Origin of the sequence: uncultured Sphingomonas sp. (assembly GCF_937859915.1) — a bacterium.
Lineage (GTDB): Bacteria > Pseudomonadota > Alphaproteobacteria > Sphingomonadales > Sphingomonadaceae > Solisphingomonas.
This window is the reverse complement of record NZ_CALMAW010000053.1, coordinates 12,556-39,443: the sequence shown is the minus strand read 5'-3', so window position 1 is coordinate 39,443 and position 26,888 is coordinate 12,556. Positions and strand designations below refer to the sequence as shown.

Annotated in this window: 23 protein-coding genes; 10 read left to right on the top strand and 13 right to left on the bottom strand. The window is 65.6% G+C overall.

Annotation, left to right across the window (positions count from 1 at the left end; genetic code table 11):
- Positions 1–70 precede the first annotated feature (70 nt).
- Together Q0326_RS07490 and Q0326_RS07485 are read left to right on the top strand one after the other, a co-directional pair.
- On the top strand, positions 71–2,377 hold the full coding sequence (locus Q0326_RS07490; RefSeq protein WP_298688750.1) for a DPP IV N-terminal domain-containing protein: 2,307 nt from the start codon (positions 71–73) through the stop codon (positions 2,375–2,377).
- A complete protein-coding gene (locus tag Q0326_RS07485) occupies positions 2,374–4,086 on the top strand; it encodes a DUF885 domain-containing protein (protein ID WP_298688748.1) in 1,713 nt (570 codons plus the stop codon). Before Q0326_RS07490 ends, Q0326_RS07485 begins: the two co-directional genes overlap by 4 nt.
- A 10-nt stretch (positions 4,087–4,096) precedes the next feature.
- Here Q0326_RS07485 and Q0326_RS07480 read toward each other — a convergent pair whose 3' ends face one another.
- From Q0326_RS07480 to Q0326_RS07455, 6 genes are all read right to left on the bottom strand, one after another.
- Positions 4,097–5,518 (bottom strand): amino acid permease, encoded by a 1,422-nt coding sequence (locus Q0326_RS07480; protein WP_298688746.1) that lies wholly within the window; start codon positions 5,516–5,518, stop codon positions 4,097–4,099.
- 22 nt (positions 5,519–5,540) lie between these two features.
- The gene (locus Q0326_RS07475) at positions 5,541–6,539 is read right to left on the bottom strand and encodes a 4-hydroxyproline epimerase (protein WP_298688744.1); all 999 of its coding nucleotides are present in this window, start codon (positions 6,537–6,539) and stop codon (positions 5,541–5,543) included.
- A gap of 6 nt (positions 6,540–6,545) precedes the next feature.
- On the bottom strand, positions 6,546–7,469 hold the full coding sequence (locus Q0326_RS07470; protein WP_298688742.1) for a dihydrodipicolinate synthase family protein: 924 nt from the start codon (positions 7,467–7,469) through the stop codon (positions 6,546–6,548).
- Positions 7,470–7,952: 483 nt separating this feature from the next.
- Entirely contained in the window at positions 7,953–8,840 is an 888-nt protein-coding gene (locus Q0326_RS07465; RefSeq protein WP_298688740.1) for a hypothetical protein, read from the bottom strand.
- A gap of 669 nt (positions 8,841–9,509) precedes the next feature.
- Positions 9,510–11,927: an ABC transporter permease gene (locus tag Q0326_RS07460; RefSeq protein WP_298688738.1), complete on the bottom strand. Its 2,418-nt coding sequence runs from the start codon at positions 11,925–11,927 to the stop codon at positions 9,510–9,512.
- Between the two features lie 13 nt (positions 11,928–11,940).
- Positions 11,941–12,621: an ABC transporter ATP-binding protein gene (locus Q0326_RS07455; RefSeq protein WP_298688736.1), complete on the bottom strand. Its 681-nt coding sequence runs from the start codon at positions 12,619–12,621 to the stop codon at positions 11,941–11,943.
- A 94-nt stretch (positions 12,622–12,715) separates the two neighbouring features.
- Between Q0326_RS07455 and Q0326_RS07450 the strand changes: the two genes are divergently transcribed.
- Together Q0326_RS07450 and Q0326_RS07445 are read left to right on the top strand one after the other, a co-directional pair.
- Positions 12,716–14,017 (top strand): response regulator, encoded by a 1,302-nt coding sequence (locus tag Q0326_RS07450; RefSeq protein ID WP_363303820.1) that lies wholly within the window; start codon positions 12,716–12,718, stop codon positions 14,015–14,017.
- The gene (locus Q0326_RS07445; protein WP_298688731.1) at positions 14,007–15,152 is read left to right on the top strand and encodes a HAMP domain-containing sensor histidine kinase; all 1,146 of its coding nucleotides are present in this window, start codon (positions 14,007–14,009) and stop codon (positions 15,150–15,152) included. Before Q0326_RS07450 ends, Q0326_RS07445 begins: the two co-directional genes overlap by 11 nt.
- Before the next feature lie 11 nt (positions 15,153–15,163).
- On the opposite strand, the gene Q0326_RS07440 is transcribed toward Q0326_RS07445, so the two are convergent.
- On the bottom strand, positions 15,164–16,051 hold the full coding sequence (locus tag Q0326_RS07440) for a LysR family transcriptional regulator (protein WP_298688729.1): 888 nt from the start codon (positions 16,049–16,051) through the stop codon (positions 15,164–15,166).
- Between the two features lie 175 nt (positions 16,052–16,226).
- Here Q0326_RS07440 and Q0326_RS07435 point away from each other — a divergent pair, with 175 nt between their 5' ends.
- Positions 16,227–16,964, top strand: a complete 738-nt coding sequence (locus Q0326_RS07435) for an SDR family oxidoreductase (RefSeq protein WP_298688727.1) — start codon at positions 16,227–16,229, stop codon at positions 16,962–16,964.
- A 223-nt stretch (positions 16,965–17,187) separates the two neighbouring features.
- On the opposite strand, the gene Q0326_RS07430 is transcribed toward Q0326_RS07435, so the two are convergent.
- Together Q0326_RS07430 and Q0326_RS07425 are read right to left on the bottom strand one after the other, a co-directional pair.
- Positions 17,188–17,709 (bottom strand): DUF4142 domain-containing protein, encoded by a 522-nt coding sequence (locus tag Q0326_RS07430; RefSeq protein ID WP_298688725.1) that lies wholly within the window; start codon positions 17,707–17,709, stop codon positions 17,188–17,190.
- Positions 17,706–18,692 carry an SDR family oxidoreductase gene (locus tag Q0326_RS07425; RefSeq protein ID WP_298688723.1) on the bottom strand — a complete coding sequence of 329 codons (987 nt, stop codon included), beginning with the start codon at positions 18,690–18,692 and terminating at the stop codon, positions 17,706–17,708. The genes Q0326_RS07430 and Q0326_RS07425 overlap by 4 nt, the downstream gene beginning before the upstream one ends.
- Positions 18,693–19,138: 446 nt before the next feature.
- Here Q0326_RS07425 and Q0326_RS07420 point away from each other — a divergent pair, with 446 nt between their 5' ends.
- Complete coding sequence (locus tag Q0326_RS07420; RefSeq protein WP_298688721.1) at positions 19,139–19,678, top strand: peroxidase-related enzyme; 540 nt, start codon at positions 19,139–19,141, stop codon at positions 19,676–19,678.
- Positions 19,679–19,728: 50 nt separating this feature from the next.
- On the opposite strand, the gene Q0326_RS07415 is transcribed toward Q0326_RS07420, so the two are convergent.
- Positions 19,729–20,655, bottom strand: coding sequence for a LysR family transcriptional regulator (locus Q0326_RS07415; protein WP_298688719.1), 927 nt, complete (start codon positions 20,653–20,655; stop codon positions 19,729–19,731).
- A gap of 117 nt (positions 20,656–20,772) precedes the next feature.
- On the opposite strand from Q0326_RS07415, the gene Q0326_RS07410 reads away from it, so the two are divergent.
- Both Q0326_RS07410 and Q0326_RS07405 read left to right on the top strand, forming a co-directional pair.
- Positions 20,773–21,633, top strand: a complete 861-nt coding sequence (locus tag Q0326_RS07410) for an alpha/beta hydrolase (RefSeq protein ID WP_298688717.1) — start codon at positions 20,773–20,775, stop codon at positions 21,631–21,633.
- Positions 21,634–21,698: 65 nt separating this feature from the next.
- Positions 21,699–22,082, top strand: a complete 384-nt coding sequence (locus Q0326_RS07405; protein ID WP_298688715.1) for a nuclear transport factor 2 family protein — start codon at positions 21,699–21,701, stop codon at positions 22,080–22,082.
- Between the two features lie 95 nt (positions 22,083–22,177).
- Here the strand turns inward: Q0326_RS07405 and Q0326_RS07400 are convergent, their stop codons facing one another.
- Both Q0326_RS07400 and Q0326_RS07395 read right to left on the bottom strand, forming a co-directional pair.
- Positions 22,178–22,564, bottom strand: coding sequence for a carboxymuconolactone decarboxylase family protein (locus Q0326_RS07400; RefSeq protein WP_298688713.1), 387 nt, complete (start codon positions 22,562–22,564; stop codon positions 22,178–22,180).
- A gap of 29 nt (positions 22,565–22,593) precedes the next feature.
- The gene (locus tag Q0326_RS07395; RefSeq protein WP_298688711.1) at positions 22,594–23,286 is read right to left on the bottom strand and encodes a transcriptional regulator; all 693 of its coding nucleotides are present in this window, start codon (positions 23,284–23,286) and stop codon (positions 22,594–22,596) included.
- A gap of 174 nt (positions 23,287–23,460) precedes the next feature.
- On the opposite strand from Q0326_RS07395, the gene Q0326_RS07390 reads away from it, so the two are divergent.
- Together Q0326_RS07390 and Q0326_RS07385 are read left to right on the top strand one after the other, a co-directional pair.
- On the top strand, positions 23,461–24,933 hold the full coding sequence (locus tag Q0326_RS07390) for an aldehyde dehydrogenase family protein (protein WP_298688709.1): 1,473 nt from the start codon (positions 23,461–23,463) through the stop codon (positions 24,931–24,933).
- 61 nt (positions 24,934–24,994) lie between these two features.
- On the top strand, positions 24,995–25,780 hold the full coding sequence (locus Q0326_RS07385) for an SDR family oxidoreductase (protein WP_298688707.1): 786 nt from the start codon (positions 24,995–24,997) through the stop codon (positions 25,778–25,780).
- Between the two features lie 433 nt (positions 25,781–26,213).
- On the opposite strand, the gene Q0326_RS07380 is transcribed toward Q0326_RS07385, so the two are convergent.
- On the bottom strand, positions 26,214–26,855 hold the full coding sequence (locus tag Q0326_RS07380) for an outer membrane beta-barrel protein (protein WP_298688705.1): 642 nt from the start codon (positions 26,853–26,855) through the stop codon (positions 26,214–26,216).
- Positions 26,856–26,888 lie beyond the last annotated feature (33 nt).

Sequence of the window (26,888 nt, the reverse complement as noted above, 5' to 3'; positions counted from 1 at the left end):
CGCGTCGGGCCCCGCGCCGCCGCCTGGCTGAACCCGACCGCTTTCCGTCTTCCACTATCAGGATCACATGATGATCAAGACCGCCGTGCGAGCCCGCGCGCTCGCGCTCGCGCTGTTATGCGTTCCGAGCAGCCTCGTGGCTGCCCCCGACGAGGCCGCGTTCACGCGCTCGATCGGATTGCGCGACAGCTGGGAATATCTGACGCGCGAGGTCGCATGGCCGGCGCATTGGATGGCCGACGGCAGCCATTTCGCCTATCGCAAGACCGTCGAGGGCGGGTTCGCGTTCGAAAGCGTCGACGCGCACACGCTCGCGAAAGCCCCCGCATTCGATCAGACGAAGCTCGCCGCAGGGCTGAGCGCCGCGCTGGGACGGACGATCGCACCGCTCCGCCTTCCCTTCTCCGAATTCGACTATGTCGATGGCGGGACGGCGATCCGCTTCGAGATCGACGAGGACGGCTGGCGCTGCACGCTCGCCGACGATCGCTGCGCGCTTGAGCCGCACCACCGACGCCCGCGCGGCTTCGGCGTGGTGCGCGATCTCTCGGTGCCTGCCGCCAACGAACCGCAGCGCTCGCCAGATGGCCAATGGGAAGCCTTCGTGCGCGACGACAACCTCGTCGTCCGCCGCCCCGGCACGCAGGCCGTGACCCCACTCAGCACCGATGGCTCGACCGGCGACTTCTACGATCCCGAGACGCTGGCCTGGTCGCCCGACAGCCGTCGGATCATCATCTACCGCGTCCGCCCCGGCTTCGCCCGCCATGTGCTGCGCGTCGCCGCCGCCCCGGAGGGCCAGCGTCAGCCCGCGCTACGCAGTCAGCTCTATCCCAAGCCGGGCGACGCGATCGATCAGGAACAGCCGGTGCTGTTCGATGTCGCGCGCCATCGCGAGACGGTGATCGACGCCGCGCTGTTTCCCAACCCCTATGAATTGTCGGCGCCGCGCTGGCGCAAGGACGGCGCGAGCGTCGCGTTCGACTATGTGCGGCGAGGCTTTCAGCAGGCGCGTGTGATCGCAGTCGATGCCGCGAGCGGCGTGCCGCATGCCGCTATCACCGAGGACGCCAGGACCTTCGTCTTTGCCGACCGGCGCTTCTCGCACGATGTGGACGGGCTCGGCGACGAGATCGTCTGGGCGTCCGAGCGCGATGGCTGGAACCACCTCTATCTCGTCGATGGCCGGACCGGACGCGTGAAGAACCGCATCACCACGGGTGACTGGGTCGTGCGCGACGTCATCAAGGTCGACGATGCGAAACGCCAGGTCTGGTTCGCCGCAAGCGGCATGCGTCCCAGCGAGGACCCGTATTTCAAACATTATTACCGGATCGATTTCGACGGCCGAAACCTTAAGCCGCTGACCCCTGCCAACGCCGATCACGACGCCAGCTTCTCGCCCGACATGACGCTGTACGTCGACACCTATTCGCGCGTCGATCTGCCCACGATCAGCGAGTTGCACCGGTCGAGCGATGCCGCGCTGGTCGCGACGATCACGCGCGGCGACGACCGCCAGCTCCGCGCCGCGGGCTTCAGGCCACCCGAGGTGTTCGTCGCCAAGGGCCGCGACGGCAAGGCCGACATCTGGGGCGTGGTGGTCCGGCCGCACGACTATGATCCGGCCAAGACATATCCGGTGATCGAGAACATCTACGCCGGTCCGCACGACAGCTTCGTACCCAAGGATTATTGGCCGTTCGGTTATCATTCGGGCGGCGACAAGGTGATCGGCATGCAGGAGCAGGCCGATCTCGGCTTCATCGTCGTCCAGATCGACGGCATGGGCACTGCCAACCGGTCCAAGGCCTTCCAGGACGTCGCCTGGAAGAACCTGGCGGACTCGGGCTTTCCCGATCGCATCGCCTGGCACAAAGCAATGGCGGCGCGAGATCCCTCCTACGACATCAGCCGCGTCGGCATCTACGGTGCCTCGGCGGGCGGGCAGAGCACGCTCGACGCGCTGCTGTTCCACGGCGATTTCTACAAGGTCGGGGTCGCCTATGCCGGCTGCTACGACAACCGCATGGACAAGATCAGCTGGAACGAACAGTGGCTCGGCTGGCCCGTCGATCAAAGCTATTCGGCGGCCTCCGGCGTCGACAATGCGTGGCGGCTGACCGGCAAGCTGCTGCTGATCGTCGGCGAGCAGGACAGCAATGTCGATCCCGCCTCGACCGGACAGGTGGTGGATGCGCTGATCAAGGCGAACAAGGATTTCGATCTGCTGGTGGTGCCTGGCGGCGAGCATACCGTCGGTCGCTCGACCGGCCCGATCGACTATGTCGCGCGCCGCCAGTTCGGGTTCTTCGTCCGCAACCTGCTCGGCGCGCCGTCGCCCGACTGGAACCAAAAGGAGGCCAAGGCGCCATGATCCGCTTCGCCCTCGTCGCCGCGCTGCTGGCATCCGCGCCGGTGCGTGCTTCGCGTGTCGATGACGTGGTGACGGCGTATGAAGCGCTCGGCCGCCAGGCCAGCGCCGACGACGGCCCCGGCTGGCCGGACATGCGCAAGGCCGCCGCCGACCGGCGCGCGCAGGCCTCTGCGGCGCTCAGGACTCGGCTCGACACCGCACCCGCCTCGCCCGCGGGCAGCGAGGAGGCATTGACCCGCCGCTTGCTCGACTGGCGGCTGGGCATCGAGATCGAAGGTGCGCGCTGGGACGAGGACCGCATCCCGTTCGACAATGGCGACGGCTTCTTCAACACCGCCAACTATGCCGCGATGACCACGGTAATCCGTAACGAGGCGGACGCGAAAGCCTGGATCGCGCGTATTCGCGCTTTCCCCGGCTATTACGACCAGGAAATCGCCAACATGCGCCGCGGGCTGGCGACCGGCTTCGTCCAGCCGCGGCGCACGGCAGACGCCGTGCTCGCCATCCTCAAGATCGCCGCCGATCAGCCCGCCGACGCGAGCCCGCTGTTGTCTCCGTTCAAATCCCTGCCCGATACCATTCCCGCCGACCGGCAGGCGGCGCTACGCCTCGCGGCGCGGCAAGCCGTCGTGGACGCCGTAAAGCCCGCACAGGCGCGCATGGTCGCGTTCTTCGCGCAGGATTATGTCCCGCATGCGCGCGCCGCCTTGGGTGTCGCCAGCCTGCCCGATGGCGCCGCCTATTACGCCTTCACCGTCCGCCGCTCGACCACCACCGACCTTACTCCGGACCAGATCTTCGCCTTGGGCGAGACAGAAGTGGCGCGGATCCGTTCGGCAATGGCAGTCGAGATGCGCGCCACGGGCTTCACCGGCACGCTCCCCGAATTCCTCGTTAAACTGCGCACCGACAAGCAATTCTACGCCCCCGATCTCGAGACCTACATCGAAAAGGCCAGCGAGATCGGCAAGCGGATCGACGGCTTGCTGCCGCTATGGTTCGGTACGCTCCCGCGCCTGACCTGGACGATCCGGACCAAATCACCCGAGATGGAGGCGTCGTCGGGCGGCTATAATCTGGGCGATCCCAGCAAGGGCGTACCCGGCACCGTGATGGTCGGCCGGTCCTCCTACGGCGACCCGCTGTTCGGACTGCCCGCCTGGATCCTCCATGAGGGCGTCCCCGGACACCATCTGCAGATCGCGCTAAGCCAGGAACGCACCGATCTGCCCGCTTTCCGACGTCGCGACGAACCCACCGCCTTCATCGAAGGCTGGGCGCTCTACTCCGAGCAGCTTGGCGAAGAGATGGGCGTCTACCGCACGCCCTATGAGCGCTTCGGCCGGCTGTCGTTCGACATGTGGCGCGCCTGCCGGCTGATCATGGATGTCGGCCTCCACGCCAAGGGATGGAGCGCCGATCAGGCGATGCGTTGCCTCGAGGACAACACGGCATTGCCCGAGCGAGTGGTGAAGGGCGAGACCGAACGATACATCGCCTGGCCTGCGCAGGCGCTCGCCTACAAGATCGGTGAGTTGCAGTTCCTGGCCGAGCGTCGACGCGCTGAGCAGGACTTGGGCGCGCGTTTCGACATCCGCGCCTTTCATGACGCGGTGCTCGACGATGGGCCGATGCCGCTGTCCGTGTTGCACGATCAGGTCAGCCGCTGGATCGCCAGCCGGCTGGCGACGAAGGCGCTGCCCTGATCGACGCGCCTCAGATCTTGACCGCCGCGCGCGTCAAGACGCTGCGCGAGCGGCTATAGGCGAAATAGACGGCGAGCCCGAACAGGTTCCAGAGCAGGAAGCGCACGAGTGTCTTCTCGGGGAGCGAGAACAGCAGATAGAGGCAGCCGAGGATCGCCAGCGTGCCCACGACATAAGGCTGGGGGCAGCGGAACACGCGCGCGGCATCCGGCGCGCGGCGGCGCAGGATCATCATGCACCCGCCAACCGCGATGAACGCGATCAGCGTGCCGGCATTGGCGAGTTCGGCGATCTCGTCGAGCCGGAAAAAGCCGGCGACGGCCGCGACGAACAGCCCGGTGATCCCGGTGACCAACACCGGCGATCCGGTCCGCTTCGACACCTTCGCCAGCACCGGCGGCAGCAGCCCGTCGCGCGCCATCACGAAGAAGATGCGGCTCTGCCCGTACATCATCACCAGGATCACCGACGGCAGCGCGACCAGCGCCGCCCCCGCGATCGCCCAGGAGGCAAACGGGTGGTGCAGCGTACGCAGCACCAGCGCCAGCGGCTCGGGCGAATTGCCGAGCGTCGCGAATGGCATCGCGCCGATCGCGGCGATCGCGACGAGGATGTAGATCGTGGTGCACAACGCCATCGATCCGATGATGCCGATGGTGAGGTCGCGCCCAGGATTGCGCGCTTCTTCTGCCGACGTCGCTACCGCATCGAAGCCGTAGAAGGCGAAGAACACGATCGCGGCCGCCGCCATCACGCCCTTGGTGCTACTGCCGTCGGCATGGCTGGCGAAGCCATAGGGCATGAAGGGATGGAGGTGCGTCGCATCGAAGGCGGGCAGCGACAGCGCGACGAAGGCGCTGAGCGCGACCAGCTTGATCACCACCAGCACGATGTTGAGCGTCGCGCTCTCGCGCGTGCCCGCCATCAGCATCCCCGCGATCGCCAGCGACACCAGCACCGCCGGCAGGTTGACGAGGCCGCCGGCATGCGGACCATTGAGCAGCAGCGCGGGCAGGTGCAGCCCGGCCGACTGCAGCCAGCCGACCAGATAGCCCGACCAGCCGACCGCGACCGTCGAGCAGGCCAGCGAATATTCGAGGATCAGGCTCCAGCCCACCACCCAGGCGAGCGTCTCGCCGACCACCGAATAGGTGTAGGTATAGGCGCTGCCCGCGGTCGGGATCATCGTCGCCAGCTCGGCATAGGCAAGCGCGGCGCAGGCGCAGACCGCGCCGGCCACGAAGAAGGCGAGGATCACCGCGGGTCCGGCGCGCTCGGCGCCGACGCCGATCAGCGTATAGATGCCGGTGCCGACGATCGCGCCGACCCCCATCGCGATCAGATGCGGCCAGGACAGCGTCGCTTTGAGGCGATGGGCCGCATCGGGGTCGATACTGCGTGCAATCGGCTTGATCGGCCCCAAAACGCCCATTCACACATCCTCATGGTTGCAGTCAGACGACGGAGAATCCCGACCAGAAAGGATCCTCGCGATCGATCCAGATCGTGTTGAACCCGGTCGCGGTCGCCGATCCCTCGATCGAGGGGATGATGCCGGACACGCCGCCGACGTCCACCGCCGCCTCGACGCGGCCGACGAAGCGGCTGCCGATATAGCTTTCGTGCACGAAGCGATCGCCGACCGCGAGCACGCCCTTGTGGACGAGATGCGCCAGCCGCGCCGAGGTGCCGGTGCCGCACGGGCTGCGATCGATCGCCTTCTCGCCGTAGAACACCGCGTTGCGCCCGTCCGCGCCCTCACCCTTGGGCTTGTCCGCCCATAACACATGGCTGACGCCGCGGATGCGATCGTCGAGCGGATGCACGGGTTCGAACGCTGCCTGCACCAGCGACCGGACCGTGCGGCTGAGCGCGACGATGCGCGACGCGCCGAGATCGTCGAGCCCGACATAGGCGCCCTGCGGCTCGATGATCGCGTAGTAGTTGCCGCCATAGGAGACGTCGACGCTAAGCGGACCGAAGCCCGGCACGTCGATCTTAATCCCCGTCGCTGCCACATAGGCCGGCACGTTGCGGATCCGGACCCAGCGGACGCGGTCGCCCTCGGCACCATATTCGATGTCGATCAGCCCGGCAGGCACCTCGATGCGCAACCTGCCGGGCTCGCGCGGCGTGATCAGGCCGTGTTCGAGCCCGAAGGTGACCATCCCGATCGTACCGTGGCCGCACATCGGCAGGCAGCCCGAGGTCTCGATGAACAGAATGCCGCAATCGGCGTCCTCGCGCGTCGGCGGATAGAGGAACCCGCCCGACATCATGTCGTGCCCGCGCGGCTCGAAGCAGAGGCCGGTGCGGATCCAGTCGAAGCGGGCAATGAAGTCCGCGCGCCGCTCGATCATCGTCGCGCCCCGGAGCAAGGGCGCCCCGCCCGCCACGAGGCGGACGGGGTTGCCGGCGGTATGACCGTCGATGCAAAAGAAGGTGTGTCGCATGGCTTCTCAGGCCGCCTTCGCAGTCCGCTTGCTTGGCTGCGTCGCCGCAGCCTCTTCAACCCACTTGATCACCTCGGCCCGGCGCTGCCCGGTGAGCGGCAGCCGCGGCATGCGAACGCGCTCGCTGCCGCGGCCCATGATCTGCTCGGCGAGCTTGATCGACTGGACGAGATCATGCTCGGCATCGAGATGGAGCAGCGGCATGAACCAGCGATAGATGTCGCGTGCCTCCTGCCAATTGCCTTCGTTGAACGCCGCGACGAGGCGGACCGACTCGACGGGGAACGCGCTGGTCAGACCGGACACCCAGCCCGAGGCGCCGAGCATCAGCCCTTCGAGCGCGATATCGTCGAGCCCCGCCATCACCTCGTAGCGGTCGCCGAAGCGGTTGAGCATATCCGTAAAGCGGCGCGGATCGGGCGCGCTTTCCTTGACCGCAACGATATTCTTGACGTCGGACAGTGCGTCGAGCGTCTCGAAATCGACATTGACGCGGTAGGCTGGCGGGTTGTTGTAGAGCATGATGGGCAGCGAGGTGGCGGCGGCGACCGCGCGGAAATGCGCCTGAAGCTCAGCCGGGCTCGGCACATACACCATGGCGGGCAGCAGCATCAGCGCATCGACGCCAAGCTTCTCCGCATCGCGCACATAGTCGATAGCGCGCGCCGTCGTGAACTCGGATACGCCGGCGACCAACGGAGCGCGGCCGGCAACAGCTTCCACCGCACCCTTCAGGATGGCGCGCTTTTCGTCAGGCTCGAGCGAATTATTCTCGCCGCAGGTGCCAAGCAAGATCAGGCCATCGACGCCATCGTCGACCAGCGCGACCTGAACTCTCTGGGTCGCATCCCAGTCAACCGAGAGATCGTTGTCAAACTGCGTCGTCGCCGCGGGATAGACGCCTTTCCAAAGCGTCCCGTCAAACGTCATAATTCCAGTCCTCCAGCGCATCATTCGTATACGATATTCCATATAATAAGGGTCGAAGTTTGGCAATACCCTCATGTGTGTCGCGATCGCAACGCCACGCGTTTGACTGAGAGTGAACCACGAGCCGATATCCCGCTTTCGACCCATTCACGCTATGACGATATCCGGGAAAGCGCGTTTTCGCGCTCAGATGCGGCGGCGGCGCGAGCAGATCACTTGTACCGGTTGGACGGCGCACCCCGCGTTCCCGCGTTCTTGTGCGCTCTAACTGGCGAGCAGCCGGAACGCCGTCCGGCCGCTTCTCGCGCGGTAGACGGCCGGTCGCCGCTCGGTCTCGTCATTCGGCTTGCGGAAGTCGCATCCCAATTGCGGTCATTGCTTCGTGGATAGGATATTCAGAAGCCGTCCCGGCGCCGATTTTGCCTATCGTCGCGGTTTCGATCCTGGCGATCGTGCCGATGATGCCATCCGCTGCAGAACCTTCTATTGATCAGTCCGATCGCTGCGTTCGCCCTTCAATATCTGCTTGGCGATGGCGCTTTGTTCCATATATGCCGTTCGATCCGGGATCGTCTTGTAGAGCGCTTTGAGAAAGCGGCGATCGGCATCCGTCAAACTTGTGGGCCGGGGTTCATCCGGATTGGAGGCGAATAGGGCCATGATGCTGTCCAGCCCTGAGAAGTCCGTGGACAGATCGGGCGTCGTTACCGAGACGTAAGCGATATAATCCGCCAGCTGCAGAAGTGTCACGTCACTTAGTTTCGTCTCGTCGATGATGATCGTCTTGGACAGCACGTCCTCGCGGGTGCCGGGGCTAATAAGGCTATCGCTGTAAACCATGTTTGTCGCCCCAAAGGGCACCCCTGCACCGCTTACGGTTTCGCTTGCCGTCATCCATCGCACCGTCCGAGGCGCTTCGAGCGCGGTTACGATAGAGGGTTGCAGCAATCCGTTGTGATTGACGTTCCCCACAATCTTGGGACGCGCCTCTACCAACGCCTTTGCAAGTGCGTCCGCCTGATCGGTCAGGGTGATGTAGAGATTGACATGACAACCGGGACGGCGAACCGGAAGCTTGATCGACCGCGCGAGAACCGAGACGCGATCATTGATGAAGCTTGCATATTTCTCGCTGATGCCGTCAATGCCTATGCAGATCGGCTCGTTCCACCGAGATATCTGTCTACCCTGCACGGGCTTGGCGATCTTCTTGACGTAATTGCGCACCACCGGAGCGGACTGACCGTTTACCGTGATGGATTGACTTGCGGCAGCCTCGGGCGCGACCTGCGCAACGCTGCGCGTTTCGTAGCAAAGACTAGCTAACGCGATTCCGCCTGCCGCAAGGAAACGTGCAAAACGAGTCTTCATAGATGATCTCCCGTGAAACGCGCCGCCCTCGTATCCGAACTACATACAGCCTATAATCGTTGCCCGCCTTAGCTTATCGACCATTACTCCCCGGGCCAAGCCTTCTCGCCAACTTAGCGCATGCCGACGACGCTTGTTCTGTCACGACCGCAGCCGAGAGCGGACTGTTGCTTCACCACCAAGCTTCGACGTCCTGAAGTCACGCGCTGCGGGCGTTCCGACATCCAACCGACGGGTATCGAGCGGCAATCTGCAGGGCGCGCAGCTTCCCAACGTCGACCAGCCGACCCAGTAAGGGCTCTCCATTCGCCGCCGTCATGAAGCGAGTTGATCGGCGACCAGTCTTCGCGACGCAACCCATCAACCCGCTCGAACTCGCCCGCGCTCACCCCGTGACGACACCGAGGTCCCGAGTACGGGCGTGACCAGCTATCGGGCCATAATAGCCACCGATCTGGCGACCCTCCCGTTCGAGCATGGCACGGATATCCCCGGCATGGGGCAGCGGCGTCAGGATCGTAGAAAAATCACCGCAGGCCAACTTGCAAAACGCCCGACGTCGCTCCGGTTTTGATCGGCCGGGCTGAATTTCCCGCCGCATGCAAGGGCGCCGTCGGCACGATCGGCGAGATGCGCAAGCAATCGGCAGTGGTGCTGCCACGAACATATTCACTCGTGACGCATCGCCCACGCCGGTGCGGCGCGGCTTGCCCGGCGCGATTGGCCGATCACCGTCAGCACCGCGATCGCCACCGCAAGCAGGGTCGCGGCGCCGAAATAGAGCGGCGACAGCGCCACCCGGTCGTCGAAGCCCGCCAGCCAGGTGCGCATCGCGACGAACGCAAGCGGCCAGGCAAGCAGATTGGCGATCATCACCGGTCGCAGGAACTGGCCGATCAGCAGACGCACGATGTCGCCCGACGAGGCACCGAGCGTCTTGCGGATGCCGATTTCCTTCACCCGCCGCTGGGTGTTGAACGAGGCAAGCCCCCACAGCCCGACGCAGCCGATCAGCACCGCCAGCCCTGCGCCGATCGCGAACAATCGCGTCGCGCGGTCGTCGGCCTGGTAGAGCCTGCCGAGCCTGGCGTCTGCGGTGTCGCCGTCGAAGGGAACCTGCGGCACCATCTGCTGCCAGAGCGTCCGCACGCTTGCCAGGATCGCGCGCGGGTCGCCGCTGACCCGCAGCGACGCGACCGGATCCGACGGCAAGTCGCGCTTGTAGACGTAATAGGTCGGATCATTGGGCAGTCGTGGCGACAGGAAGCGCAGATCGGGCACCACGCCGATGATGGTCAGCGGATTGCTCCCGCCGACGGTCTTGCCGACCGCATCCGCCGGTGTGCGGAAGCCCAGCGTCGCCACCGCCTTCCTGGTGATGACGATATTCTCGGCCACCCCCTTAGCCCGCTTGGTGCCGTCGTCGCTGCCATGCGCGTCGTCGAACAGGCGGCCGGCGATCGGCTTGGTGCCATAGACATCGAAGAAGCCCTGCCCGGCCTCGATCCAGCGCAGCGACGGCCCGTTGCCGGGCTTGCCGGGTAGCGGCACATTGTCGGCGTTGTTGGTGCCGCTGCCGCCGGCCATCTGGTTGGCGATGCCGACCGCGGTGATGCCGGGCAAGGTGCGCATCGCGGCAAGCACCGCGTGCGCCTGCGCGGGCGTGACATTGCTGTCGCTCAGCGAGGTGACAAGGAGCAGGCCGTCGCGCCTGAAGCCGAGATCGGCGTTGCGGACGTGACGGGTCTGCGCCACCAACACGAAGGTGCCGATCATGAACGCGATCGCGAGGCCGAACTGGACCACCACCAGCGTCTCACGCATCCGCGTGCCGGCGCGACCGCCGCCGGGCGCGCGCGCCGAGGCGAGCACCGACGCCGCCGGGAAGCTGGACAGCAGCAAGGCAGGATAGGCGCCCGCCACGATGCCGACCAGCAGCGTCAGCCCGATCAGCGCGGGCACGATCTCCGCATAGGGGATGGTCAGCGACAGGCCGCCGGCGGCGTTGACCAGCGGTAGCCCCAGTTCGGCGAGGATCAGGCCGCCCAGGGCTGCAACCGCGACCATCAGCACCGCCTCGCCGAGGAACTGGCGGATCAGCGCGCCGCGATCGGCGCCCAGCACCTTGCGGATCGCAACCTCGCGCGCGCGCAGTCCGGCGCGGGCGGTGGCGAGATTTACATAATTGATGATCGCGATCAGCAGAGTCAGCAGGCCGACGATGCCCAGCGTCGCGACGGTGATCTTGCGGCTCGCACTTTGCTGTCCCTGCGGCTCGAGATGCTGGCGCGCGATCGGCAGCAATGTCAGGTTGACGGTCTTGTGCGCGTCCTTGCCGAGATCCTTGAAGCCGCGGCGATCGATGAACGGCGGCAGCTTCTGCGCGAAGGACCGCGCGTCCGCAGCGGTCGCGAACCGCAGATAGGTGCTGATCGAGGTGCTGCCCCAATGATACCAATAGGGATTGGGCACCGTTTTGGGCAGCGGCAGCAGCACCGAGAATTGCAGTTCGGTATCTTGGGGCAGATCCCTGAACACGCCGGCGACGCGGTAGACCTGCGGCGAGTCGACCGCGATCGTCAGCGTCTGTCCGATCGGATCGCTCGTCCCGAAATATTTGCGCGCGGCGGTCTCGCTGATCAGCGCGCTGGCCGGACTCGCCAGCGCGGTGTCGCCGCGACCGCTCAGCATCGGCAGGTCGAACACGCGGAAGAAATTCGGATCGACCTGCGCGATGTCCTCGGTGGTTGCACCACCGCCACGCAGCACGCTGCCGCCTTTCTCGCCGCCGCGGATACGCGTGCCAACGAGACCGGGAAAATCCTCGCGCATCTGATCGAGCAGTCCGCCCATCGTGTTGGGAAAGGCACCGTTGAACGGACTGTCGGGAATATGCCATTCGGTCTGGACGAGATAGACCTGGTCGTGGCGCGGCAGCCAGGTCTCGAAGCCGGTTTCGAAGCGAACGTAAAGCGCGAGCACCAGGAACACCGCAATGCCGACCGCCAGTCCGCCTACGTTTAGCGCGGCATACAGCTTGTGGCGGGTGAGCGAGCGGTACAGGGACAGCAGGGCGAAACGGTTCATGGTGACGCTCCCTTCAGATCGCGCGGAGCGCGGAGGCAATGACGCGGCCGTCGAGCATGTCGATGCGGCGCTTCGCCATGTCGGCGTGGCTGGGCGAATGGGTGACCATGACGATCGTCGCACCGCCCTCGTTGAGCCCGGCCAGGATGTTCATCACCTGCGCGCCATTCTCGGTGTCGAGATTGCCGGTCGGCTCGTCGGCGAGGATCAGCTTGGGATCGCCGACGATCGCCCGCGCGATCGCGGCGCGCTGCTGCTGACCGCCCGACAGCTGGTGCGGATAGTGTCGCGACCGGTGCGCGATCCCGACCCGGTCCATCGCCTCGGCGACCCGCGCGCGCCGCGCTTGCGCCCGCGATCCGCGATAGGCGAGCCCGAGCGCGACATTCTCCTCGACGGTAAGCTCGTCGATCAGGTTGAAGCTCTGGAAGACGAAGCCCAGCGTCTCGGCGCGGAAGCGGGCCAGCGCGGGTTCGGCGAGCGCGGCCAGCTCCTGCTCGCCGAACCGGTAGCGGCCGCCGGTCGGCCGATCGACCGTACCGAGGATGTTGAGCAGCGTCGACTTGCCGCATCCCGACGGGCCCATGATCGCCACGAACTCTCCGGTCTCGACCGCGAGATCGACGTCGTAGAGTGCGGTGGTCTCGACCTCCTCGGAGACATAGCGGCGTTGGACGGAATCGAGACGGATCATGCGGAAGCCCCTGCACCGTTGGCGGTTGCACGGAGGAACGGTTTGGTCATCATGGCGCCAGTGTCCGCCAGGCCGCGCGAAAAGCGAAACCGCCATGAATGAACGACTTTTCGACCCCTTGCCCAACACGCACCGTCCAGTTGTGGACGCGATGTCCGCGAATGGACGCTCGAATTCCGTGTCAAGCCGGCGCCGCATACTGCTGGTCGACGACGACCCGGCGATCGGGCGCGCAATGACGATTTTGTTCGAGATGGCGGGCTATGCGCTGGACGTCGCGACGACGCCCGATGAGGCCTACTCCAGGCTGGCTGCGGCACGCTACGACGCGATCCTGCTCGACCTCAATTTCACCGCGGGGCGGACCGGCGGCGACGAGGGTCTGGCCTGCCTCGATCGGATGATGTGCGACGACCCGAACGCCTGCATCGTCGTCATCACCGCGCACAGCGGCATCCGCATCGCGGTCGCGGCAATGCAGGCCGGCGCGCGCGATTTTATCATGAAGCCGTGGCGCAATGCCGAACTGCTCGCCAAGGTCGAGGCCGCAACCGCCCGGATTGCGCCGCGGACGCCACCGGAACCGCTGCGCGCGTCCTCCGCCGCCACCGGGATTGCGTCGCTGCTCGGCGACAGCCCCGCCATCGGCCGCGTGCGCGATCTCGTTCGTCGGATGGGGCCGACCGAGGCCGGGGTCGCGATCACCGGTCCCCCGGGATCGGGTCGCGGGCTCGTCGCCAGCGCGCTGCACGCCGCGTCCCGAGATGTTCGGCCGGCGCGACTGATCGATCTGCGCGATGACGCGATGTGGAAGCAGTTGGATGCGGCGGACGGGACGGTCGTGCTGCGCCACGTCGATCGCCTCGACGACCTCGCGCAGTCCCGGCTGCTCGCGCGGCTGCATCCGGCGACACGCACTATCGCGATCGCCGACAGCCTGCGCGATCTCTCGCCGGCGTTGCGCAGCCGATCCGCGACCGTCGAGATCGCGGTGCCGCCGCTTCGCCAGCGCGGCGGCGATGCGCTGCTGCTGGCGCGGCATTTCGGCCGGATCGCCGCCGAACGCCATGGTCGGGCGCGCCCGCACTTCACCCCCGCCGCCGAAGCCCTGATCCTTGCGATGCCATGGCCAGACGAGGTGCGCGGCCTCGCGCTCGCGGTCGAACGCGCCGTGCTGCTCGCGACCGATGCCGTCATTGACGCTGCAGTGTTCGCGCCACCCGCGATCGCAGACGCGCGCGTGACGGCCCCGCCCGCCTTCGACCTGTCCGATACCGAGAAAGCGGTGATCGCCGCGGCGTTGCGTGAGCACCATCATAATGTGACCCGCGCCGCAGCGGCGCTGGGGCTGAGCCGCGGCGCGCTCTATCGCCGGATGGAGCGGCATGGCCTCTAGCCGGGAAGCAGGCTTGGTCGGCTCGGGGCTTGCGCTGTTCGCGCTCGGCGCCCTAACCTTCGCCGCATGGCGCCACGGACTGTGGGCAACCGTCGCGGGTCTGATGCTGGCGGCAGCGTGGCTGACCCTGCTGACGCCGAGCCTTGCGCCCGCCGGGCGCGGCGGACCGCCGCCCGCGAGCGGGGCCGCCGGGGATGACGAGGTGCTACCGCTCCGCCTGCTCCTCGACCAACTTCCGGTGCCGCTGCTGCGCGTCGTCGCCGACGGCGTTCATGCGCTCAACGGCGCCGCCCGCACGCTGTTCGCGACCGACGATCGCGTACTGGCCGTACCGCCCGCGTTGGTCGATACCAACGATGCGCATGTCGTCCACGAGGGCCGCCGCTTCCGCATCGATCGGGTGGTGGGTGGCGTATCTGCACGGCCACTCTCGATCGTCGCGCTGATCGACGTCGAGGCCGAAGCGCGTACCGCCGAGGCGCGCGCGACCGCCGACATGATCCAGGTGCTGGGTCACGAACTGCTCAACGGCCTCGCGCCGATCGTCTCGCTCGCCGAAAGCGGACTCGCGGTCATCGCCTCGTCCGCGACCGCCGACGCCTTGCTGACCGACATACTGGGCACATTGGCGCGCCGCACCGACGGGCTGCTTCGCTTCGCCGAGGCCTATCGCCTTATGGCGCGGCTGCCCGATCCGACCCGCGCGCCGGTCACGCTGGCGGCGCTCGCCCATGATCTCGCGCGGCTGTTCGCGGGGCGGCGGGGCGACGCGGTCGGGTTTGGCGTCGATGTCCCGGTCGATGCGACGGTCGCGATCGATGCCGCCCAGATCACCCAGGCGGTCTGGTCTTTGCTCCAGAACGGTGCCGAGGCGGCGCTCGAGGCGGGTGGCATAGCCGTAGTCGGTCTCGCGATATGGCACGACAGCGGGCGAGTGCGGATCGATGTCACCGACACGGGACGCGGCTTGGTGGGCACCGACATCGACCGCGCCTTCCGGCCATTTCATACGACCAAGCCCGCAGGGACCGGCGTCGGATTGAGCCTCGCGCGGTGGATTGCCCACGCCCATGGCGGCGATGTGCGACATGTGGCGCAGGACCGAACGACCTTCCGACTTGAGATCGCCGGTTGATGCAGCGTGAGTCAGGACAATTGCATATCCTGCTCGATGAAGTTGGCGAACGCACGTGCCTTCATGCTGGCGTTGCGGCCTGACGGGAACACCACCCAGAGGCCAACGGGCGGGAGTGCCCAATCCGAGAGCACGCGCCGCACCGTGCCGGCTGCCAACTCTCGGTCGAACATCCATTCCGACGCGATCGCGAGCCCCATCCCCGCGAAGACCGCTTCGCGAACCGCCTCCGCCGCGTTGCTCCGCATGCGACCCTTGATCGTGACGATCTTTTCCGACGCACCCTGTTTGAACGACCACACGGTTCCGCCGCCCCGCTGGTCATAGATCACCGCTTCGTGTTCGATGAGGTCCGCGGGCGTCTGCGGTTCGCCCCGCGCAGCGAAATAGGCGGGCGCCGCCAAGACGACGCGGGGCCCCTGCCCGATCCTGCGCGCGGTCAGCGAGGAATCCCGGAGATCGCCCATCCGCAGCGCGACGTCGATACCGGCCTCGACCAGATCGACATTGCCGTCGTCCAGCAACACCTCGACGTCGAGCGCGGGGTGGAGCGCCATGAACCTCGGCAGGCGCGGTACGATATGAAGCCGCGCGAACGTCACTGCGCCCGAGATGCGCAGCCGGCCGGTGAGCGCGGCGCCGACGCCCCGCGCCTTGGATACGGCCTCGTCCGCTTCCTCGACCGAGCGCTTTGCATGCTCGAAGAAGTTTTCGCCTGCCTCCGTGGCCTTGAGGCCCTGCGTCGTGCGCAGGAGGAGCTTCACGCCGATATGCTCCTCGAGCTGGGCTATCATCTTCGAGACGGCCGGCTGACCGACGCGAAGCTGGCGCGCCGCAGCCGTAAAGGAGCCGGTGTCGACGACGCGGACAAACGCATCCATGGCGGCAAGGCGATTCATGAGCATTCCTTCTGCGAGGGTGACGGCGGGGGCCATCGCTTCTCTATATTCCAAACCGGAATACCGATTAGTCCGCTCGTCCGTCTACCGCGCTATCCGCAACCGCCTATTTCCGGGGTCCTGCGCCGGCACCGATCGTCGGGACTGCGCGCAACGGACATCGAAGGACCGAGACATGGGCAATAAGCTTGAGGGCAAGATCGCCGTCGTCACCGGGGGCAGCGCGGGCATCGGGCTTGGCATTGCCAAGGCCTTCGCCGCTGACGGCGCACAGGTGTTCATCACGGGCCGCCGCCAGGCAGAGCTGGACAAGGCCGTCGCCGAAATCGGCAATGGGGCCGTCGGCATCCAGGCCGATGCGTCCAGCCTCGCGGATTTCGACCGCCTCTACGCGACCGTCAAGGCGAGCTACGGTCACATCGACGTCCTGGCGCTGAACGCTGGCTTTTTCGATTTCGCCAAGCTCGGAGAGGTTACCGAGGACCATTTTGACAAGACCTACAACACCAACGTGAAGGGCATGCTGTTCGGGTTCCAGAAAGCGCTCCCGCTGCTGTCGAACGGAGCCTCCGTCATCCTCACCGGCTCAATCGCTGCGTTCAAAGGCATGCCGTCGCTATGGGTCTATTCGTCGACCAAAGCGGCGGTCCGCAACATGGTGCGCGCCTGGATCCTCGAGACCAAAGGCCTCGGCATCCGCATCAACGTACTCAATCCAGGTCACACCCTGACGCCCGGCTTCAGCAACCTCTTGCCGGCGGAAGCGCACGCCGGCGTCATCGACACGATCCCGCTCGGCCGGCTCGGCAGCGCCGAGGATCTGGGCAAGGCCGCCTTGTTCCTGGCCTCCGATGACAGCGCCTATGTCAACGGCATCGAGTTGGACGTGGATGGGGGCGCGGCACAATATTGACGTCCCCGCCGCGGCGCTGGCTTTACGCCGCGCCGCGGGCTCCGCGACACCCGAACCGAGCAGACGGGCCTGCTCAGGCAGCAAACCGATGATCGCAGTCCATGCCTTCGCGCCCCCTAACGGTCCCGGAATTCCGATCATGCTCGACGACCTCCGCCGCCCTCACGACGGGAAGGCAATCAACCTCCGGTCCGATCGCTTGGGTTCGCGCTCCGGGCGCGTATTAAGAGCCGCCCGACTTTGCCATCATCCGCTCGGCCATCGCCAGATGCGCGGTAATGATCGGCAAGGCCGAGGCAGCCACCTGCCTTACAGCAGGGCTATCCCCGTTTGTGACATATTGCTGGGTCGTGGTCAGCGCGGAGCGATGGGCCAATACCTGCTGCTTCCAGTAGACGCGATCGAAGTCCGGCTCTTTGACGCTTTGCAGGGCGGCGAGCAAAGGGGCCTGATCTGCACCAACATCCATCGGTGCGGGCATCAGCCCGGCCTTAGCGGTCGCTTGCTGAAGCGCGTTGCTCAGCCGGCTGTGATCCTGAAGCATCTTGTGCGCGAAGGCCTGAACCTGCGGATCATGGCTTTGGGTAAGCGCCGTTTCGGCCTCGAGCTTCTCGAACGCATCGGACTGCCCCGCCGACTGGACATATTCGCGAGTCTGGCGTGATCCGGTCTGCTGGGCAAGCGCCGCCGCGGACGCGAGGACGGCGATTGCGGTGGCACCGGCCAAGATTGCACTGCGCATCATGGCTGCCCCTGTCCGCCGCCGGCACCATAGATGTTGCCGGTCGTATAGCTGCCATCATCCTCGGCGAGTCGAACGTAGATGCCGGCAAGCTCTGCCGGCTGGCCCGGACGGCCTAGCGGTGCGGTGGCGCCGAACGTCACCACCTTGCCGGGCTGCGCGCCGCCGGAGATCTGTAGCGGCGTCCAGATCGGACCCGGCGCGACGCCGTTGACCCGGATGCCCTTGCTTCCAAGTTGCTTGGCGAGCGACTTGATATAATTCATCGTGGCTGCCTTGGTCTGCGCATAGGCGTAGAGATCCGGAGAGGGATCATAGGCCTGCTCGGACGTGGTGCCGATGATCGCCGATCCGGGCTCGAGATGCGGCACGGCCGCCTTGATGATCCAGAAGGGTGCATAGAGGTTGGTCTTCATCGTCCGGTCGAATTCCTCCGTGGTAAGATCGAGGATCGACGGCACCGATTGCTGGCGCCCGGCATTGCACACGACGATGTCGAGGCCGCCGAGCGCCGACACGGCTTGCTGCACCAACTGCTGGCAGAAGGCCTCGGAGCGGATGTCGCCGGGGATCGGCGCGGCTTTCTGACCGGCGCGGCGGATCAGGTCGACGACTTCGCGCGCATCGGGCTCCTCCTCGGGGAGATAGTTGATCGCGACATCCGCACCCTCGCGGGCAAAGGCGATCGCTGCCGCCCGGCCCATGCCGGAATCGCCACCGGTAATGAGAGCCTTACGCCCGCGCAGGCGGCCGCTACCGACATAGCTTGTCTCGCCATGATCTGGGCGAGGCTCCATCCGGCTCGCAAGCCCGGGCCAAGGCTGCGATTGCACCGTGAAGGGGGGCTTGGGGTATTTGGTCCGCGGGTCCTGCTTGCCGCCACGGGCGGCCGCCACGTCCTGCGCAGACGACGGGGATGCCATCGCGGCCGCTGCTCCCAAGGTTGCAGCGGCGGACATGATTTGGCGGCGCGTCGTCTCGGTCATGATGCTTCCTCTCGAACGATCGCACAACATGCGAGCCCGCGTGGAAGTTTCGCCGCAATCGCAACCCCTTGATCAATCCGGCATGGCAGCGCTTGTCGGCGCACGATGCCGCTGAAGCCCGTCCTCGGTGCGACGGAGCGCGTTCGACGCATTGACCTGTTCCGCGACGTCGGCCGCGCGTCGGGCCGCGGCCACTTAGCCGGCGCGCGCTGAGGCGACCGACTGCAATATTTCGATCCTGCCGCGCACATGCTTGCTGATGGGCGGCGCCCCGGCTTCGCATTCGCGCCGTGAATGGCGCCCATCCAAGAAGGCGGTGATCCGTCTTTCTCTCACAAGGTGGAAGCCACATTCTCAAAATCAGCCAGTTATTCTCCAGGATGGAATGAAGCATCTGCTCATCGGCGGGCGGTCGCTCGCATCACAGGAGATTAGACATGGCTCGCTTGCACATTCCGACGATCGCCGAAGCGCCGGCAAAATCCCAGCCGATCCTCGAAAACTATGTGAAGGTGCTCGGCCTCGTGCCGAACTTCTTCGCGCTGATCTCGCAATCGCCCGACGCATTGAAGGCCATTGCCGACATGCATCAGACGCTGGGCAAGAGCCTGGGGCACAAGACGCGCGAGCGGATCCATATCATGACCGCCGAGGTGAACGGCTGCAGCTACTGCCTGACCGCGCATACCGCCCTGGGTGCCAAGTTGCACCTGTCGGCCGAGGACATGGAACTCAACCGCGACGGACACTCGACCGATCCGCAGGCCGATGCCGCGCTCCAGTTCGCCTACAAGGTGGCCAAGGGCCGCGGTCACTTCGACGCGTCCGCAGTGGAGGCGGTGCGCGCGGCCGGCTTCACCGATCAACAGGTGATCGACATCGTGGCGGAGACAGCGTTCAGCTTCATCACCAACATCTTCAACAATACGTTTGCGACCGAACGCGACATGGCCTTCCCGCCGAAGACCGTGCGACAGGCTTCCTGATCGAGCGATCGGGCCGGGCGGCACCCGACGCCCGGCTCGCGGGCAAAGCCTCAGGTCTGACGGGCGATTTGCTGCGCGATGGCGCGTAGCCGATCGTGCAGCCGAGGGGCGACGAAGTCGAGAAACGCCCGCAGCTTCAATGGCTGCTGCAGGTGCGGGGCGTGCACGAGGTGCACCGGCAAGGGTGGCGGCGCGAAGTCGCCGAGGATCGGGACGAGCTTGCCCTCCCGCACGCTGTCCTCGGCCTGATAGGACAGAACGCGCGCGATGCCAAGGCCGGCGGCCGCGCCGTCGGTCACGCCGCTGGCCGTGTTGACCGAATAGCGCGGAATGATCCTAACCTGCCGTGCCGCTCCGGTGGCGTCGACGAACGGCCACTCGCGGTGGCGCTGCAGCCCCTCGAACGCGATGCAATTGTGGTCGGGCAACTGGGTCGGCTCGCAGGGTTTGCCGCGCCGGCTGAGATAGTCCGGGCTGGCGCACACGACCCAGCGTATCTCTCCCACCCGCCGCGCGACGAGCGCGCTGTCCGGGAGCTGACCGATCCTGATCGCGACATCGACATGATGTTCGACCAGATCGATCGTGTTGTCCGATAGCACCAGACGGACGCTGACCTCGGGATAGGCGCCGAGGAAGTCGTGCACGATCGGCGCGATGTTGAGCTGGCCGAACAGGATCGGTGCCGTCACCAGTAGCTCCCCGCGCGGCGCGCGATATTCGCCCGAAACCGTCCGCTCCGCCTCCGCCAGTTCGTCGAGGACGCGGCGTGCCGATACGACATAGGCGGTCCCGACCTCGGTCAGTAGGAGCCTGCGGCTGGTGCGCACCACGAGCTGCGAGCCGAGCATCGCCTCGAGGTCCGAAACGCGCCGGCTGACCGTTGGCAGGGGCACGTTGAGCGCGCGCGAGGCCGCCGACAGGCTGCCGCCATCCACCGCCGCGATCAGCGTGCGCATCGCTTCAAATCGGTCCATGTCGCCTCTCGAAAAACGGAAGTCTGCGTTTCGGGGATAACGGCTGCTGCGGTCATGTGGAAGGCGGTACCTCCCCTCTCGGCGCCTTATGGGCCAAGCCGATCAAGGAGATCCCCGATGCCCGTCACCTTCAACACCGTCGATGTCGACGGACTGACGCTGTTCTATCGCGAGGCCGGCAACCCGGCTCACCCGACAGTGCTGCTCCTTCACGGCTTCCCGAGCGCCAGCCACATGTTCCGCGACCTGATCCCGGAGCTCGCCGACGACTTCCACGTCATCGCTCCGGATATGCCCGGCTTCGGGATGACGGAGCAGCCCGGCCGCGACCGGTTCGCCTACACCTTCGCGCACATCGCGGACGTCGTTCACCGGTTCACCGAGGTGATCGGGCTAGAGACATTCGCGCTCTATGTCTTTGACTATGGCGCGCCGGTCGGCTTCCGCCTGGCGGTCGAGCACCCGGACAAGGTCAGCGCAATCGTCACCCAGAACGGCAACACCTATTTGGAGGGCGTCTCCGAGGCGTTTGCGCCGATCCAAGCCTATTGGAATGATCCGAGCCCGGAAAATCGCAACGCGCTACGCAGCCTTCTCGCGCCGCAGACGACGCTGTTCCAGTACAGCCATGGGGTCGCCGACGCGTCCAAACTGTCCCCCGACGGCCGCAATCTCGACGACTTCTACCTCGCGCGCCCCGGCAACGACGAGATCCAGCTCGACCTGCTGCTCGATTACCGCACCAATGTCGCGCTGTACGGCACGATCCAGGCGTATCTGCGCGCGCATCAGCCGCCGCTCCTGGCGATCTGGGGAAAGAGCGACCCTTTCTTCATCCCGCCGGGCGCCGAGGCGTTCAAGCGCGACGTACCCGCAGCCGACATCCGCTTCGTAGACAGCGGCCATTTCGCGTTGGAGACCCACGCCGGCGAGATTGGCGCCGCCATGCGTGAATTCCTTGGTCGGCATCTCGGCTGATCCTCGCCTCGGGCGGCGTTGCCCCTGCCGCCCGGTTCCCTCATCTTGGCTATCAGGAGTTCTCCGTGACCAATCCGACCGACATCGTCCGCCGCTTCTACGACCGTCTCTCAGCCGGCGACGCGCCAGGCGCGCTCGCGCTGATGGCGCCCGACATCGAATGGATCACCATGTGGCACTATAAGGTCGAGGGCCGCGGGCCCGAGCGGGTCGCAACAGGCCTGTTCGGGCCGCTGACCGCCGAGTGGTCAAGCTTCTCGATTGTCCCGACCGAATTTGTGACCGAAGGCAACACGGTGATCTCGCTAGGCGCCTTCACCGGCCTGCACGGCGCGACGGGAAAGCGAGCCGATGCGCGCTACGCGCATGTCTGGACGATGAAGGGCGATAAGATCACCCGGTTCCGGCAATATATCGACACGCTGGCGATCGCCGAAGCGCGCCGGTGATGACGCGGATGAGCGGCTGCGTGAATCACCGGCAGGTTCTGGAGAGCTGCCATCGTGCGGGATGAAGATCCGGTTTGTTGATCCCGGCACGCGCGTCAGGCAGCGGCATCGATCTCTTCGAACGCCTTCATCATTGCTGCCTTGGCGACGTTCGACGCGGGGAGTCCGCAATATGGTATCGATGAATAGAATATCTCTTCGATTTCGGTGCGCGTCAGACCGTTCGCCAATCCCATTTTCGTGTGATGCCCGATCTCATCGAATTGCCGCAGCGCGATGAGCATGCCAAGTACCGCGCAACTGCGCAATTTGCGGTCAAGCTGATCGCGCGCCCAGACGGTGCCAAAGGCGAACTCCATCGCCCATTTGGCGCCTTCGACGCCAAAGCTGTCGGTCTGCATATAGGTGATCGCGCCATCAGCTGCGGCATCGCCAAACACATCCCGAAAAATCTCGAGGCCTTTCTCACGCGACGACGTCATGGAAATCTCCCTGTGTAAGATGAAACGAGTCAGCGCTTCAGGTCGAGGCTTTCCAGGATAGCGCGACGATTGCCGCGGTTCGCCTCAAAGCGCGCCAGGTCGGGATCGCCGGACAGGATCGCCGATATGATCCTTGTCCGTCCGAGCTTCCACCGGGCAATGGCATCGTCGTCGCGCAACAGGTGCAGGGTCTGCGTTTTGCTCACCCCAAGGGTCACGACGGTCAGCAGCCTGAGCAATGGCCAATCAACGATCGTGAAGAGACGATCCTGAAGGTCGATCTCGAAGGCGCCGCAGTCGATGTTCGTCTTGCACGTGCCGACGCGGCGCAGAAGCGTGTCCATATCCTGCCGTGCGCCGTCGTCGACCCGCTCTGCCGCAGCAGCCGCCAGCTCGTTGAACAACAGCGACGTGAGGTTCATCGCTTCCTCGAACGACGACGGGTTGGCCCGCACATAGGCCGCGATCGATCGACCGACCGCCGCCGAATCGGGCCGTGTGCCATAATATCCGCCCCCCGGGCCACGCCTCGCTTCAAGTAACCCCTCATGCTCGAGCACGCGTGCGGCCTGCTGGATCGTCACGGTTCCGACGTCCAGCGCGTTTGTCAGATCGTGCAACGACCCGATCCGGCTGCCGGACGGCGCTGCGAAGACCATGTCGCGCAACCCGTCCGCAGCCGTGGCGACCAGCTTGGTGCGTGCCTTCCGTGGTTCAGCCATACACCGCCTCCTTCGGTCTTGTATATCCTAGCATAGATATTGCCGTGGCGATGCTCGGATCGGGATATCCTTTGGCTGGACCTGCAAGATGTATGCATAGTATCTGATGCCATGCCAATGAGCGAAGAGCTTGGCCGCGATCAGCGGACCCCATGCAAAAGGATAGGAGTCGCGATGGCCTTCCAGCAGCCGGCAGTTGAATCGCTTCCACGCTATCCGCTCATCATTGGCGGCGTGCTCGAAGAACGCGGCGTCGGCGAGACATTTGCCCACATCTATCCCGGCTCGGGCGTCGTCACCCGCGAAATCCGCGCGGCAGGCCCGGCGGACGTCGAGCGTGCCGTGGAAGCGGCGCAGGCAGCGTTTCCCGCTTGGCGGTCGCTCAGCGGCGACAAGCGGCGCGACCTGATGTTCAAGCTGGCCGCGATCATCGAGGCGCAGGCGCAGGAGATGGCGCCGCTGCTCACCGCCGAGAACGGCTCGATCATCCTGGCCGGCCCGCATATGTCCTACGACGCGGCGCAGAAATTCCGCTATTATGGCGGCTGGTCGGACAAGATCGAGGGCCGGACGGTCGCGACCTGGGGCGGTGCGGCGCACGACTATGTCGCCTATGAACCGTATGGCGTCGTCGGCGTCATCGTGCCGTGGAACGGGCCGCTGTTCGCCACCACGATGGTGCTGGCACCGGCGCTCGCTGCGGGCAATTGCATCGTCCTCAAGGCACCGGATCTCGCGCCGTACAGCGTCATGCGTCTGGCCGAACTGATCCGCGATGCGGGCTTCCCGCCGGGCGTCGTCAATCTGGTGACGGGCGGCGCCGCGGTCGGCGCGGCGATGGTGTCGCATCCCGGGATCGGCAAGATCGAGTTCATCGGCAGCGGCGCTACCGCGAAGACGATCCTGGCCAACGCTGCGCAATCGCTCAAACCCGTCGGCCTGGAATTGGGCGGAAAGTCCGCGGTGATCGTATTTGCCGATGCCGACCTTCAGCCTGCCGCCAAACGCGGTCTATCCGGTGCCGTCAGCGCCAACGGCCAAGGCTGCGTCAACGGCACGCGTCTGCTCGTCGAGCGTCACATCTACGAGCCCTATCTGCAGATGCTGGAAGCGATGGCCGGTCATATCAAGGTCGGCGATCCCTATGCGGCAGATACGATCATGGGGCCGGTCATCTCGGAGACCGCGCTCGGCCGGATCTCGGGCATGGTCGATCGCGGGATCGCTGCGGGCGGCAGGGTGGTCGTGGGTGGCGAGCGGCTGGGCGGCGATCATGCGCAGGGCTATTTCCTTCCGATCACGGTGCTCGCCGACGTCGACCCCACCAGCGAGATCGCGCGGACGGAAGTGTTCGGGCCCGTCCTCGTCGTGACGCCGTTCGACAGCGAGGAAGAGGCGATCGCGCTCGCCAATGACAGCGACTATGGCTTGGGCGCCTATGTTCACACGACGAACCTCGCCCGTGCGCACAGGGTCGCGGCGCAGATGCTGGCGGGTCAGGTCCAGGTCAATGGTGCGGGCGAGGCGATGACGCCCTGCGTCCCGTTCGGCGGCATGAAACATTCGGGCCACGGGCGTCTCGGCGGGATCGAGGGACTACGCGAATTCCAGCAGGTCAAGAACGTCTGGATCAACCTGCAGGCCTGAGACCGGCATCGGGCAAGGGCCGAACGATCTCGCGGGCCGGCAACACTAGGAATCGCACAACATGGCATTTTCTCTCGATCAGTTTCGCCTCGACGGCAAAGTCGCGATCGTCACGGGGGCGGGCGGGCGCGGCAACTCGATCGGCCGGGCCTATGCGCTCGGCCTCGCCGGCGCCGGCGCGGCCGTCATCGTCGCCGACATCCAGGCGGACGGCGCGAAGGTCGTTGCGGACGAGATCACCGCACATGGCGGACGCGCGGTCGCGGTGCGCGTCGACATCACCGACCCCGCCTCGGCACGCGCCATGGTCGATACCGCCACGTCCGCGTTCGGCGGCGTCGACATCCTCGTCAACAATGCCGCGTTGATGGCGGAGCTCGGGCATCAGCCAATCGCCGATGTCGCGATCGAAGATTGGAACCGCACGCTGAACGTCAACCTGACGGGCGCCTTGATCTGCTGCCAGGCGGCGATCCCCGCAATGCGGGCGCGGGGTGGCGGCCGGATCGTCAACCAGACGTCGGGTGGCGCGTTCCCGGCCGTCGGCATCTACGGGATCAGCAAGCTCGCGCTTGTCGGCTTGACCACGACACTCGCCAAGTCGCTGGGCAAGGACGGGATCACCGCCAACGCGATCGCGCCTGGCAATGTCACGTCCGATGCCGGCAAGCAGCTTGTACCGGACGACTCGGCATTTCTGCAGTTTCTCAAGATGACGGTTGCCGGCCGCGCCCAGGGTGAACCGGATGAACTGGTCGGTGCGCTCCTGTTGCTGTGCTCGGACGCCGGTGCGTGGATCACGGGCCAAACCCTGCATGTCGATGGCGGTTGGGTCTTGAGGCCCTGACGGCATGAAGTTTGGGCGCCGAGCGAGAGGGTAGCGCAGACCGTGTGTCGCACGCTCCCCGACACCGCCTGATCACGACGGGAGTTCTGTTCGTGATACACCGTTGGGCTGGTGTGCCCGATGATCTGCGGTGCATCGATGTTCGCTATCAACTGTCGACGTATAACGCGGGCCTACGGCCCATCATCTGTGGACGCACTTGGCGCTTCGATCATCCCAACGTCGGTCCGTCAGATCGATGCGTCGGCCGATGCGCGCAGCAAGCCGAGACATGATGTGTGACGCGAATACTGCATCCGCCGCAGGGATGATCGAATATTGACGATAGTAGACTGTCAATGCGCACAGGTTGCGAGTTCAGAGTCGGCAAGAATGCGTTGGCGCGGCTATGCCCAGACCTCCGAGCAGCGCTGGACAGCGATCTTCGGCCCGATCATTTGAAATGTATCCCGACACCCGCCATGGCGCGCTGCCGGGCGGTATGATCGTCATAGTTGGCATAGATATATTGTGCCGAGACGTAGAGACCGGACAGCGGACCGTTGAAGCGGCTTCCCATCGCATATTCGACGCCGCCGCCGACCTGATAGCCATCGGTCCGGCCATGATTGTAATAGCCCTTCTCCGGGCCGACGATGCTGCCGTTGACATAGAAGATGTTGGACGTCGGATCGAACCGCTTGCGCTGTTCATTGCTGACATAGCCGCCCTTGCCGAAAACCAGAAGGTTGGGCGTGATCAGATAGCCGAGCCGGACCGCGGCGCCATATTCCTCGAACGACTTGTCGCACACCGAACCGCCGTTGACGCCGGCGGAGCAATTCTCAGAGAAGTTGTTGGCGCGCCAGTAGCTTGCCTCCGGCCCGACGACGATCCGGTTCGCGATCACGCCGTCGAAGCCGACCGTGGCGCCATAGCCGAGCTTGTTGTTGTGAATGCCCTGCGACTGGAAACGATCGCCGCCGACATTGCCCTCGACCCGGAAGCCGCGAAAGTCGGAGCTGATGTCCTGCGCGGTCGCGGGGGCAGCCTGGATCGCGATCGTGGCGAGTGCGGCAATGGTTAGAATACGCATGATAGACTCCCTGTTCTGGTTGGGTATGGGTAA